The following is a 13,033-nucleotide window of genomic DNA, read 5'->3' as shown; positions in this document are numbered from 1 at the left end:
TGGCCACCTTGCCGTCGTCGATCAACAGGGCATCGCCCACGTTGACGTCCTCAGTGAGGCTCTTAAGCGTGGTGGAGCAGATGTCCTTGGTGCCGGGGACGTCTTCGGTGGTGATGGTGAAGGTGTCACCGACGGCCAGCTCGTGGGGTCCGTCAACAAAACGGCCAAGACGGATCTTGGGTCCCTGCAGGTCAGCCATGATCGCAACAGGCTTGCCCAGCTGCGCCGCAGCCTTGCGGACGTTTTCGTAGGTGTCGTCATGCACGGAGTAGTCGCCGTGGCTCATGTTCATGCGAGCAACGTCAACGCCGGCCTCCAGCACCGCGAGAGTGTTGTCATAGCTGGAGATAGCCGGGCCGAACGTCGCCACAATCTTCGCGCGTCTCATGTGATTCCTTACATTCTCTTGATGGCTTGAGGTTCTGTCGGCACTGCACAGCAGTGGGGACATCTGAAATTCCCCGAGTCAGGAGCATGTACGACTAGATGTGAGCGCGAACGGCATTTCCCGACTCTGAATGGTGACCCCGCTGGCCTGCAATTACCAGCAGTTAAAGGAGGCTCGCTGCGATGTCTTGGCCGATCTTCCTGAGCAGCGCGGCGGAAAGTTCAGGGTCCTTGGAAGAGTCCTGAGAGGTGTACTCGGTAAGCGTGTAGACGTGAGTGAGTGCCATCTCGGACCACCGCTCCTTGGGGAGGAGGGAGCGACCTGCAACGGCGATGATGGGTCGGGCTCCGGAGCGTCGAGCGACTGCTGCGGGCAGTTTGCCAGCCAAGGTCTGTTCGTCGATGCTGCCTTCTCCCGTAATGACCACGTCGCAGCTGTCCTTGCGGCTGTTGAAGTCCAACAGGTCCAGGAAGTAGTCAGCGCCGGAGACCTGGCGTGCCCCGAGTAGGAGGCAGGCATAGCCGATGCCTCCGGCGCTTCCGGCGCCGGGATGCCCGGCAAGGGAAGCTGCACCGTCAAACCCGGCCTCGGCAAGTTTGGCTGTCAAGGTGGCCAAGCCGGCATCGAGGGCGGCCACATCGGCAGGGGAGGCACCTTTTTGGGGTCCGAAGACCGCCGGAGCACCATCGGGCCCGAGAAGCGGGTTGTGGACATCGCTTGCAAGGACCAGTTCGGTCACGGCAAGTTCGGGTACACCTTGGCCCGTTATGGACGCAATCCGGCGGAGGTCACGTCCACTGCCGTGCAGGGCGTTTCCGGCGGCGTCCAAGAAGCTGTATCCCAAGGCAGTGAGCATGCCCATGCCGCCGTCGGTGCTGGAGCTGCCGCCCAGGGCAAGCACGATCCGGGAAGGGGTCAGGCTAAGGGCGAACAGGATGGCTTCACCGAATCCCCGGCTGGATGCGTCCAGCGCTTCGAGCCGGCCATCTGGCAGCAGAGCGAGACCGCAAGTGTTGGCGACCTCCACTACCGCGGTGGTGCCGTCAAATGCAATGCTGGCCGGTACCGGTTGGCCGGTGGGGCCGGTGACGGTGCAGGCATGGCGACTGAACCCGGAGGCGACGGCTGCATCGACACTGCCGTCACCTCCGTCTGCGAGTGGAAGGAGTTCGCAGTGCACCGTCCCACCGGCCGCGGAACCTGTGGAGGAGCGGAGCCCGCTGGCCAGCGCGTCGGCGACTTGGGCCGCGGTGAGGCTGCCTTTGAACTTGTCGGGCGCAATAAGGGTGCGGACGGTCTTTGGGGCGGTGATGTTGGGCATGTCAGACGGTTTCCGAGTAGATGGGGCGTCGGTCAGCAGGGGCGGCTTCCGGGTCGGCGGCGTGCTTGGATGCCGGATTCTCTACCGTCGGGTGCTTGGGGGCGTGGTGGCCGTATTCGGCCAGGTCCTCGTCGATATCGGTAGCCTCGTCAAGGTGGATGGGGTCCTCGGACGGCATTGGTTCGACGGTTTCGCCCCGGAAGACGCGGCGGGCGCGGTCGGCATCCAGGGTGCGGTCCCACCAGGCGATGAAGAGGGTGGCGACGGCGTTGCCGGTGAAGTTGACCAGGGCGCGGCATTCGGACATGAACTTGTCGATGCCGAAGATGAGCATGATGCCTGCCGCGGGGATGGTGCCCAGGGTGGTCAGGGTGGCGGTGAGTGCGATGAACCCGCCACCTGCAACACCCGCTGCGCCCTTGGAAGTCAGGAGCATGACGGCGAGGAGGCCCAGCTGTTCACCGATGGTCAGGTCAGTGTTGGTGGCCTGGGCGATGTAGAGGGCGGCGAGGGAGAGGTAGATGGCTGCGCCGTCGAGGTTGAAGCTGTAACCGGTGGGAACAACAAGGCCTACGGTTTCCTTCTTGACGCCGGCGTGTTCGAGCTTGCGCATTAGGCCCGGCAGGGCCGGTTCAGCGGTGGAGGTGCCCAGGATGAGCATGTATTCCTCTTTGAGGTGCCGGATCATCGTGAAGATGTTCAGCTTCAGGAACAGCATGATGGAGCCGAGCACGATCACCACGAAGAGGATGGAAGTGATGTAGAACAGGGCGATCAGTCCGCCCATGCTGGTCAGGGAGGAGACGCCGAACTTGCCGACGGCGTAGGCCATGGCGCCGAAGGCGCCGATGGGGGCGGCCTTCATGATGAAGCTGAGGATCTTGAACATGACCCCGGTGAGGCGCTGCACACCGTCCAGGACGGGGGCGCCGACCTTGCCCATGGCGTTCAGGGCGATGCCGAAGATGACGGCGATGAAGATGATCTGCAGGATATTGCCCTCAACGAAGGGGGAGACCATGCTTTCCGGAATGATGTGGGTGAGGAACTGCCACCATTCCTGGTTCGCGCCGGCGTCGATCAGCTTCGCGGCGGACTCGGAGGTCTCGATGCTGCCAGCATCTGCGTTGACCCCATCGCCCAACCGGAAGATGTTGATGGCCACCAGGCCGAAGATCATGGCCAGGATGGTGCCGACCTGGAAGTAGGTGAGGGCTTTCAGGCCCGTCATGCCCACCTTCTTGAGGTCCGCGACGCTGGCGATGCCGCCCACGATGGTCAAAAAAACGATGGGGCCGATGAGCATCTTCATCGCATCAACGAAGGTGGTCCCGATGGGTTCCATGGCGATGCCGACACTGGGAGCGAGCCAGCCGACGAGAATTCCGACGACGATGGCGGTCAGTACCCAGAAATACAGTTGGCGGTACAAGGGTGTTTTGCGGGCCGCCGAAGCTGTACCGGCGGTAGTGATGTGGTCCATGATTCCTACCTCGTTGTGGAATGTAGCTGGAGGGTGCTCGATGAAGATGGGCATGACGGAGTGGACAGCGGCGCTGTTCTGCCGCCGTCCACTCCGGGTTACGTACTGACCGCCGGGATCATCCCGGCAGGTTTTCTGGCTAGACGGCGGCCAGGGTGTTGGTCAGGGCCTTGATGATCGCCTCGGTGACGTCGTCGGTGTTGGCGTTCCCGCCGACGTCGCGGGTCAGGTGGCCTGCGCCCGTGGCAGCTTCGATGGCGGCTTCAACCTTGCGTGCTTCCTCGTGGAGGCCGAAGTGGTCCAGCATCAGGGCGGCGGAGGCGATGGCCCCGATGGGGTTGCTGATGCCCTGTCCGGCGATGTCCGGGGCCGATCCGTGGACCGGTTCAAACATGGACGGGAAGCGGCGCTCCGGGTTCAGGTTGGCGCTTGCGGCCAGGCCGAGGCTGCCGGCCAAGGCAGAGCCCAGGTCCGAGAGGATGTCGGCGTTCAGGTTGGACGCCACGACGACGGACAGGTCCTCGGGCTTGAGGATGAACTTTGCGCTCATGGCGTCCACGAGGACGCTTTCGGTCTGCACATCCGGGTAGTCCAGGGCGACGCGGTTGAAGACTTCGTCCCAGAGGACCATGCCGTACTGCTGGGCGTTGGACTTGGTGACCGAGGAAACCTTCTTGACGGTGCGGGTGCGGGCGAGGTCGAAGGCGAAGCGCATGATCCGCTCGCAGCCCTTTTCGGTGAACAGTGCGGTCTGCAGGGCCACCTCGTTGCCGGGTCCGCGGCCGCTCAGGTTCCGTCCGCCAAGGCCGGCGTACTCGCCTTCGCTGTTCTCGCGGACAACGACCCAGTCGAGCTCGGTGTTGTCGGCCTTGCGCAGCGGGGACTGGACGCCGGGGAGGAACTTCACGGGGCGGATGTTGGCCCACTGGTCGAAGTTCTGGGTGATGTTCAGGCGCAGGCCCCAGAGGCTGATGTGGTCCGGGACGTTCTCCCAGCCGACGGCGCCGAAGTAGATCGCGTCGAAGTCCTTCAGCGTCTCCAGGCCATCGTCGGCCATCATCTTGCCGGTTTCTGCGTAGTAGCCGCAGCCCCAGGGGAACTCGGTCCAGTCGAACGCGAACTTGCCGTTGGAGTTCGCTGCCAGAGCGTCCAGGACGCGCTGTCCTGCGGAGACGACTTCCTTGCCCACGCCGTCAGCGGGGATGGATGCGATGCGGAAATTCTGGGTGGCGCTCATGTGCCAGCCTCCTCGTTGAGTATGTAAGCAGTGAGCCTGTTAGCGGGGTCACACTGCCCTTCCTCTTCAAGTAGAGGTCATGACACGGGAGGGCGTCCAAGACCAAGATCCAATGCGGCAGATAGGAATAGCCTATTGATCCTTCGGGTGGCGGTTAGGGATGACCCGCAGCTGCGTGCAGTTCCGCGACTTTCAAGAAGGCCTGGGCGGCCGGCGTCAGATCTTCTTTCCGGCTCAGTATCGCCACGTCCAGATGGGACACCGGTTCAATCAGTAGCGTCCGCAGCCCCGCCTTGTGGGCGGTCGTAGCCCAAGATGATGGCATGACCGCATGGCCCACTCCTGCGAGCACAAGCGGAAGGATCGACGTGCGGTGAGCGACCTCGGCGACAATTTCGGTATTGACCCCGTGGGCCAGTGCGTCATCGACCAGCCAGCGCATCAGAGATCCGCGCTGGCTGGCGATCAGGCGGTGGCCGCCAAGGTCTTCGCGTTGTATCGACGTTCCAGGGCGGAAGGTGTCGGCCTGGGGGTTGACGATGAGGATCAGGGGCTGACGCTCCAGCTCAAGGACCTGGACCCCTGGTACGCGGACAGGTGCGCGGGAACCCGCCAGTCCGATCTCCGTACTACCTGACCGCACAGAGTCGATCACTTCTTCAGGAGTGAAGGCTGCGCTGACATTTAGTCTCACGGAAGGGTGTAACCGGGTGAAGTCGGCAATCATGGACGTCAGCGGCTCGATGCCCGGAGAGGGCATCGTAATGATGTCCAGACGCCCGCTGCGTATCCCGCGAAGTGCCTGAACCGTGGATTGCGCTGCATCAAGATCACGCATCACCAGCCTGGCCGGCCCGACGAGCTCCTTCCCCGCTTCGCTCAGGACGGCGCGGCGGCCGATGCGATGGAAAAGCGGCACCCCGAGGTCCTTCTCCAGACTCGCGATGGTCTGTGACAAAGACGGCTGAGCTATAAGCAAGTGCTCTGCCGCCCGATTGAATCCGTCATGATCAACTACGGCCAGAAAATACTTCAATTTTCGTGTGTCCACGCAGCATCCTCACTGGTTCGAACTCGGTTTCAGCGGCAATTACCGCCCTTCAAAGAACATGAGCATAGACCAAGCTCTAAATAGCCTATGCCTATCAAACGAATTGCTTTTAGGTCTTGGACGTACTTCCGTGCCAGCGACTGTAATGGATGAGGATGCCTGAGCTCCCGGAAGCAGCCAGCCCTGCCGGCGTCCCGCTGCCATTGCCCCCGGTTCACATGGCCTGCCATTCACATTCAGAAACGGATCCAGGATTGAACCAATCTTGATCTCTAGCGAAGGCCGTTACATGTACATCTCGAATTCCTATTCCCGCACTGGTCACACGACCCCTTCCAGCTGCCTTCGTATCGAGGTACACAGCTGGCTCCAACTGACTCCCGGCAATTCTGTTGTCCTGCTGACATCAGATAGGCGCAACCCCCGGATCGCCGGGCGAGTTGACCAAGTTTCTGTTGATGGCCACTACCTGTGGCTGATCCAGGACAGCGGCGCCGGGCGCCGGCTGTTCCACCGGCCGGAGGGTTACACGACATTCTTGGACTCTGAGGTCTAGTCACGTTTCCCACCGGACTCCGAGAGGGCTCAATTGCGGCCGTTCCGATCCCCTGATTCAGGTCTCAACTGGCCGTTGCTAGCTTTCCCGACACTAGCTCCTCCTGCCAGCGGCGTACCCTTCTGAGGACGTACGTTGCTTCAGGATTCCGGTCGACCGAAGTAGAACCATGCTTGCTGAGATTGGTTTTTCCTATCAGGCAAGTAGGAATTCCGTCTTGGACGTGATCCCTGTCACGGGAGCACAGTGGGTTCAACCCACATGACGAAAGGACGACGATGTCCAATAAGTTAACAGCATCCTCATCATCACCCGATGCCTCCTCACCCCAAAAGACCGATGTTCGTGCCGCCCTGCTGGGCGGTAAGACGTTCAGAAGTCTCAGTGAACAGAAGCTCTCCCCCCGGGAAGAAAAATTCGAACGGGTACGACAAACACTGGGCTTCTTTCTCGCGCCGGCAGTATCCATCGTTTTCGCGCTTCTCCCCACCGGAATGGAACACACCCAACAATTGCTCGCAGCAGTCTTGCTGGGTGTCATTATCCTGTGGATTTGCGAACCCGTACCCATCCCTGTCGGCGGGCTGATTGGTGTAGCCGCTGTCGTCCTGCTCGGTGTGGCCCCGGCCAATGAGGTGTTGAGGCCCTTTGGTTCAACAACCATTTTCACCTTCATCGGCGCCTTCATCCTTGCCGCAGCCATGCTCAAACACGGCATCGCCCAACGACTGGCTTTCGCTGTTTTGTCCATTCCTGGTGTCGCAAAATCCACTTACCGGGTGATCATCGCATTCGGCCTGATCACATGCGTCCTGTCTGCATTCGTCTCAAACACCGCCACAGTGGCCATGCTGATGCCCACCGCCCTGGGCATCCTGGCCGTGATCGCAAAACTTATGCAGGACCGCGGCGTAGTCAAAGCCGACTTCGACCCCTTGCGTCTGCGTGTCGGCGCAGCACTGATGCTGATGCTCGCATACGGTGCCAGCGTAGGCGGACTCCTGACACCGGTTGGCGCGCCACCGAACCTGATCGGCCGCGGCCTCATCGAGGAAGCGACCGGCACCAAGATTTCCTTTGTTCAATGGACTGCCACTGTGGCCCCCGTCTGCGCAGCCATGTTCGTTGTGCTGGCGCTCATCATGTTTCTTTTGAACAAGCCGGAGATCCGCCGCATAGACGGTGTGGACAAGTTCATCCGCGAACAGAAGGCACAGCAGGGAAAGATGTCCCGGGCTGAGATCAACACCCTCATCGCTTTCGGCCTGACCGTCACGCTGTGGCTGCTTCCGGCAATTGCAAGCCTCATCACCGGTCCGGATTCCGATCTCTACAAGTTCCTTGACGACCGCCTGGACGAAGGCATCGTTGCCGTGATCGGAGCTTCCCTGCTGTTTATCCTTCCGACCAATTGGAAGGAGCGCCGGGCGACGATGACCTGGTCCGACGCCGCAAGGATCGACTGGGGAACGATCATCCTCTTCGGTACGGGCATCATCTTCGGCGCACTGCTCTCCGCCACCGGCCTCGCTGAAACAATCGGGAACGCTGCAGCTAACAACCTCGGCGTCACCAACATCGTAGCGATCACCGCATTCGCGGCGATCTTGGCGATCCTCATCTCTGAGACAACCAGCAACACCGCATCCGCCGCCGTCGTGGTACCGATTGTCATCCCCTTGTGTGTCGCCATGGGAGTAGACCCACTTGTTCCGGCCCTAGCAGCAACGTTCGCCGCTTCATTCGGGTTCATGCTGCCGGTCTCGACACCGCAAAACGCCATTGTCTACGGTTCAGGCGCAGTTCCCATCACCCGCATGGTCCGCACAGGATTCACATTTGATATTCTCGGCGCACTCCTCATCATCATCATCGTTCCCATCATGGTCGGTGTGACAGGCATCGGCAGATAGCACAGCGCAACCTTTCGGGCAGGGCCCACAGACACATCAACGGCCACCGATGGCACACTGCCGGTCACCGAATCGGGTGGAGTTCCCTAAGCGCGTCACCCCGTTTCTTGGGCCGGAACAACAAGTAGCCCACGCCAAAGACCAGAGGCGGGCTACCCGCCCACCCCGACCGCGGCGGAGCGGCAATGGTGGCAACAAGGGCCACCGCATATCGCAACGCCAATCGCTCCGCCGCAACACCCTCCCAACGTTCCCAAGGAGAACAACAATGCCGATACGCCAACGTCAACGTTGGGCTCCAACCATCGGTGTACTCGTCCAGATCCGGCAAAACGGACAACTTATCTGCGAGGGATACGTCGAGGCTGTCACCAGAGACGACCAAGTGCTGTGGCTTGCCAGAGAGGGCGTCGAGACACGGAAGATGTTCCACCGAGTGGAAGGCTACGAGGTCTGGCGCCACGAATACAGCGGAATGCTCGGATAAATCGGCGACACCTATAAGTACTGGCTTACGGAGTCTGGGGAGTGGCGTTCCCTCCCTGACGCGGGGTTTCGCCTCCGAAGAAGGGCTCCCCTGAAAACACCTCAGGCGAACTCGTTTGTATCTCCACGGTCCGTGGTTCTGGCAACTTCTCTGGCACCACCGCTTTATCATCCGGATGGTGGTAGACCCACTGCCGAGCATTCTCAATCGTTGCATCGTTAAACATTTGGGCTACTGCGGTTGACGGCTCGCCCCGGTGATCAAAGCGGCCAGTCGCCACTTCAGCTCCACTGATCTTCCCGAAGAAGGCCTCAGGGTTCCCCAACAGAAGGCCCGTCCGTCGGGAAAGCGGCACGACAATAGCCCAGGCGTTCAAAAGTCCTGTTCCTTCGTCACCGTCCAGCTGCGGGTTCGGGATCAGGCTAACGGGAGCATCACACGTCAACAGGCTCCGGCGGGAGAAATGATAAATCTGCCAAGGCCGCGAAACGAAGTACTTCACTAGTTCTGGGGTCAGCTCCAGCATTTGACGAATATGACCAACAGGGGCCAGCTTTATTGGCGGCCCTCCAGGCTGAGTCGCCTCATTCCAAATTCGCTCCGCTTCGTCCGTGGACACGGACACTCCGTGTTCCCTCTCCGCCCAAGCTTTGACTCCTACTTTCCCACCCGCTCCGATCTCCTGCCGAGTCAGCTATGAGATTGTCTGTTCCATGTGGCGGCGCTGATCTGGCCCACGCAGAAATTGGACGGTCAGGAACGTTGCCAAGACTTCCCTATCGGCTGGCTTAAGGGGCCAGATACCGTCGTTTGTTATCTTCCTGAAAATCGCGGCTGCGTCGCCTTCCAGTTCAGACAAGCCCTTTTCGAACGCGTCTGGCCCGTCGGCATGCCCAGGGATGGCGTAGAAATCCTTTTGAATCGTGGCGTCACTGGTGGCTTGGACGAACCGGCGTACTCCAGGCAACTGCACGACGCCGATTTGGTTGGCTTCCGTAGCAAAGCCTTTGAGGTAAAAGTGCGGCACTGTATGGTGCCGACGGGCTACTGCCATGAAAACTCACTTTGTCGCAGGTTGATGTTGCTCCAACCTATCCGCGGACCAACACATACTTCCTGCTTACAAGCAGTCCACTGGTCGACGGAAGAACGCTGGATCTTGTCCACGTCATCCCTGTCCCACTTCCTTGGAACTGGGACACCCACGTCGGGACGGTCCCACCAGGCTGTTTTTGGCCGTAGCGGCACCCCGCCGCCGCGCAGTACCCGTTAAGCGGACCTAAAGAGCATCCACTCCGGGGCATCTTGCAGACGGCTTTAGGGTACTCATCAAGGCACTTTTGAGCACTGGTGCATTGCCGATTCAGCACCCCCGTAACATTTCAGTCCCGTATGTTGTCCCAAAACATCTCCCACAAACAACTGTCACAAAGACAACTTCCGGGACAGTTGGGTATGGGCTCATCAGCCCACACCCAAGCATGGGCACGCAGTGACCGACGCCGGCGACCTTCAGACGCAGCGCCGATGAAACCCAACTCCCTCGCCGCCCACCGCCACAATGTTGCGCAGGTCACACATGCCACATACGCTGGGGGACGCTGCAGCGTGGCAGCAAGGATGAAAGGCAGTGCATTGGCCAGCGAGAAGCTCTCCGTTGTTGTTCGGGTCGACGTTGACGGCGAACAAATTCAGATCGCCGCCACCGGTCGTGTGACCACTTTGAGCCTTCAGGGTCTTTACCCGGTGGTTCAGCGCACCAAGAGCCTTGGCGGCGGTTTGGGAGTTGAGATGGACCTGTCCCAAGCCACAATTGATGAGGACGCCTTGCGCCAACTCCAGGTCTACTCCGAAATTCATGAGGTCCCCGTGCGCCTGAGCCAGGACCACAACAACGTGACCGCCCTGCCATCCCGCAAACTCCAGACGGCCAGCCGCGCCGCCTGACGTCGCCACTCAAACCAGCCACGCACCAGGAGAAAATGATGCGCAAAGTCACCGCAGGCCTGTTCCACTCCGTTGACGGTGTGGTTCAGGACCCCTTCAACTTCCAGTTCGACAGCTTCGACGACGAACTGGGAACGGGCCTGACCAAGATGATCAACTCCGTGGACACCGTAGTGCTGGGCCGCATCACCTACCAGGAATGGGCCGGATACTGGCCCAACGCACCTCGGGACGAGGACTTTGCCGCCTTCATCAATCCCGTGGAAAAGTTCGTGGCATCGCGCACGCTCACAGAGCCCCTTGAGTGGGAGAACTCGCAGCTCATTAAGGGCGACGTGCAGCAGTTTGTCACCGATCTGAAGGGCCGCGACGGAGGCGAAATTGCCGTGTGCGGCAGTATTTCACTGGTTCGCCAACTGTTTTTCGCGGGCGTCCTGGACGAACTCACCCTCATGACTCACCCCGTGGTGGCCGGCAGTGGCCGACGCCTCTTTGAGGACGGCGACCCTCTGCACCGCCTCGTGCTGGAGAACCAGTCCGCCACCGGCAAAGGCAACGTGATCAGCACGTACAGTCTCCGCAAGGACTGAAAGCACGACGACGGCAGCCGCCCGCCGTCGTCGTCCCGCCTGTGAAGTCACCCCAGCAGCAACGCCGCGCCCAGCTCGCTCCTGAAGTAGAGCACGCTGCGTCCGTACCGGGTGGAGGTCACGAGCCCGGCGTCCCGAAGCACCCTGAGGTGCTGGTTCACGGCGGATGTTGTGACGCCAAAACGCAGCCCTAGTTCGGTGGACGATGCCGGTGCAGCCAAGGCCGTGAGCAGGCTTGTCCGGACCTCGCCCAACACGGCCACTATGGCCGCCGGATTCGTCACCCGCTCTGCTTCCCACATGGCACCTTGCCCCCGCACCGGGTACATCAGCATCGGCGGGTCGCCGTGGTTCACGTGAGCAGAGGCCCTGCGGGTGAACATGGTGGGAACAAGTGCCAGCCCCAGGCCCTCGGTTTTCTCTGTCCTCGATGCCGGGTTCTTGAGTCTTACGGAGATCACCCGGCCGTCGAATTCCACAGCACCGGACAAGTCGTTGAGCATGGTGAACAGCCCGCCCTGTGCAATCTGCCGGCCGCGGTAGACGATGTCCGCTTCCAGGATGGTGCGCATGCGCGGCCAATGCGGCGCGAAACAGGTGTCCCAGAATTCCCTGAGGATACGGACCAGGCGACCGACCGCCTGGCCGACAGGTCCGGAAAAGATGGCCGGAACGGTGCCGTGCACCCTGATCAAGTCTCCATGAAACTGCTCCGCCGAAATCTGCTCCAAAACCGTGAACTCGTCATCGATCCGAGTAAGTGGAGACTGAGGGCGGGGGTTCAGGAAGTCCGGCGTCCAGAGTCTCTCATCAACCAGGGCAAGCAATCCATCGAGGTCCAACCGGGACCGGGCCTCTTCTGTCCTGCGTAACCAAGGCAACTGCAGTGGATAGTGGCTGGGGTCGCGGATGGCCCGCAGGGAAAGCCCAAGTTCGCACAAAGGTGAGATGCCAAACCGCACACCGCCCAAGTCCGCCTCTGACAACTCGTACTTCAACATGAAGCAATACGCTACATCAATACCGCCGGCCGTCAGTGGGTGACAGAACTAGGTGGTGACCACATCACCCGCAACCTCAGCCGCAGAGCACAGCCTCCGCGCCGCCCTCTCTGACCCCACCCTCAGGATCCTCGCTTCTGCCATCTTGGTCGCAACAGTAGGACGCGGCATCTTCCTGACGTTGACGGTTCTGTATTTCAGCCGTTTCGTTGGGCTGAGCGCCGTCGAAATCGCCGTGATTCTCTCGGTTTCCAGCGGCGTGGGAGTCGCGACGTCCTATATCGGCGGCCGGCTCGCTGACCGCTTTTCCGCCCGTCGACTCCTGGTGGGCATGGTCGCCATTGAAGGTCTCGCGATCGCGACCTATACGTTCGCTGCAAACTTCAGCACCGCCGTCGCGATTGCTTGTATCGCGGTAGGCGTGAACCGGGGTGCGAACGCCACACGTTCGGCGATCATTGCCCGGGCCTTCGAGGGTCCGAACCGTGTGAACGCCCGCGCGGTCCTCCGCACAGTAACGAATCTTGGTATCGCACTGGGAGGCATGATCGCCGGACTCGCATTGTTGGCCGGAACTGCCGAAGCCTTCCGGGCAATGATGATCGGCGCGGGCCTCGTCTACCTCCTCAGCGCACTGCACCTGCGCCGCCTCCCCGCCCGCGTGGACGCACCGCGCCATGACCCGACCAGCCCGCTTCCGCAGCGACGCGTCTCCCCCTTTCGGGACCGCCGCTATCTGGTCCTGACAGTCCTGTCCGGCATCTTTGGCATGCAGTTCGGCCTTGCCGAAATGGGCGTGCCGCTGTGGATTTCGCAGGACACCAGTGCTCCGGATGTCCTGATATCCGTCATTCTGGTCATCAACACTCTGTGTGTCGTTCTCCTGCAAGTGCGCTCTCCCGCGGCACGCACGACCCACGGCGCGCAGGAAAGATCGTCATGACCGGTGGTGTGCTCATGGCCGTGGCTTGCGTGCTCTACGCAACGGCGGGAGGAGTGCCGGTGGTGGCGGCTGTGTCGCTCCTGTGCGGCGCCGCGCTCCTGCACTCATTTGCGGAG

13 protein-coding genes are annotated in these 13,033 nt (G+C 61.1%); 5 read left to right on the top strand and 8 right to left on the bottom strand.

The window, feature by feature from the left end; translation table 11 throughout:
- The 5 genes from HP499_RS13065 to HP499_RS13045 form a co-directional block, all read right to left on the bottom strand.
- The coding region (locus tag HP499_RS13065) for a pyruvate kinase (RefSeq protein ID WP_253951564.1) at positions 1–388 on the bottom strand (388 nt) is incomplete at its 3' end.
- Positions 389–551: 163 nt separating this feature from the next.
- Complete coding sequence (locus HP499_RS13060; RefSeq protein WP_172324480.1) at positions 552–1,709, bottom strand: glycerate kinase; 1,158 nt, start codon at positions 1,707–1,709, stop codon at positions 552–554.
- 1 nt (position 1,710) lies between these two features.
- Positions 1,711–3,192 (bottom strand): C4-dicarboxylate transporter DctA, encoded by a 1,482-nt coding sequence (gene dctA / locus HP499_RS13055; protein ID WP_172324479.1) that lies wholly within the window; start codon positions 3,190–3,192, stop codon positions 1,711–1,713.
- A 139-nt stretch (positions 3,193–3,331) separates the two neighbouring features.
- On the bottom strand, positions 3,332–4,429 hold the full coding sequence (locus HP499_RS13050; protein ID WP_172324478.1) for a tartrate dehydrogenase: 1,098 nt from the start codon (positions 4,427–4,429) through the stop codon (positions 3,332–3,334).
- 154 nt (positions 4,430–4,583) lie between these two features.
- Positions 4,584–5,480 (bottom strand): LysR family transcriptional regulator, encoded by an 897-nt coding sequence (locus HP499_RS13045; protein WP_172324477.1) that lies wholly within the window; start codon positions 5,478–5,480, stop codon positions 4,584–4,586.
- An 834-nt stretch (positions 5,481–6,314) separates the two neighbouring features.
- On the opposite strand from HP499_RS13045, the gene HP499_RS13040 reads away from it, so the two are divergent.
- Together HP499_RS13040 and HP499_RS13035 are read left to right on the top strand one after the other, a co-directional pair.
- Positions 6,315–7,949 (top strand): DASS family sodium-coupled anion symporter, encoded by a 1,635-nt coding sequence (locus tag HP499_RS13040; protein WP_172324476.1) that lies wholly within the window; start codon positions 6,315–6,317, stop codon positions 7,947–7,949.
- A 268-nt stretch (positions 7,950–8,217) separates the two neighbouring features.
- A complete protein-coding gene (locus HP499_RS13035; protein ID WP_172324475.1) occupies positions 8,218–8,436 on the top strand; it encodes a hypothetical protein in 219 nt (72 codons plus the stop codon).
- 25 nt (positions 8,437–8,461) lie between these two features.
- Here HP499_RS13035 and HP499_RS13030 read toward each other — a convergent pair whose 3' ends face one another.
- Positions 8,462–9,055 carry a DUF4238 domain-containing protein gene (locus HP499_RS13030; protein ID WP_172324474.1) on the bottom strand — a complete coding sequence of 198 codons (594 nt, stop codon included), beginning with the start codon at positions 9,053–9,055 and terminating at the stop codon, positions 8,462–8,464.
- Positions 9,056–9,130: 75 nt separating this feature from the next.
- Entirely contained in the window at positions 9,131–9,490 is a 360-nt protein-coding gene (locus HP499_RS13025; protein ID WP_172324473.1) for a DUF4238 domain-containing protein, read from the bottom strand.
- Between the two features lie 566 nt (positions 9,491–10,056).
- On the opposite strand from HP499_RS13025, the gene HP499_RS13020 reads away from it, so the two are divergent.
- Entirely contained in the window at positions 10,057–10,383 is a 327-nt protein-coding gene (locus tag HP499_RS13020) for a hypothetical protein (protein ID WP_172324472.1), read from the top strand.
- Positions 10,384–10,421: 38 nt separating this feature from the next.
- The gene (locus HP499_RS13015) at positions 10,422–10,973 is read left to right on the top strand and encodes a dihydrofolate reductase family protein (protein WP_172324481.1); all 552 of its coding nucleotides are present in this window, start codon (positions 10,422–10,424) and stop codon (positions 10,971–10,973) included.
- Positions 10,974–11,020: 47 nt separating this feature from the next.
- On the opposite strand, the gene HP499_RS13010 is transcribed toward HP499_RS13015, so the two are convergent.
- Positions 11,021–11,974 (bottom strand): DUF5937 family protein, encoded by a 954-nt coding sequence (locus HP499_RS13010; RefSeq protein WP_172324471.1) that lies wholly within the window; start codon positions 11,972–11,974, stop codon positions 11,021–11,023.
- A 55-nt stretch (positions 11,975–12,029) separates the two neighbouring features.
- Here HP499_RS13010 and HP499_RS13005 point away from each other — a divergent pair, with 55 nt between their 5' ends.
- Positions 12,030–12,917, top strand: a complete 888-nt coding sequence (locus HP499_RS13005) for an MFS transporter (protein WP_309138387.1) — start codon at positions 12,030–12,032, stop codon at positions 12,915–12,917.
- Positions 12,918–13,033 lie beyond the last annotated feature (116 nt).

It is taken from the genome of Paenarthrobacter sp. CM16 (genome assembly GCF_013179505.1).
Taxonomy (GTDB): domain Bacteria; phylum Actinomycetota; class Actinomycetes; order Actinomycetales; family Micrococcaceae; genus Arthrobacter.
This window is presented reverse-complemented; position numbering and strand designations above follow the sequence as displayed.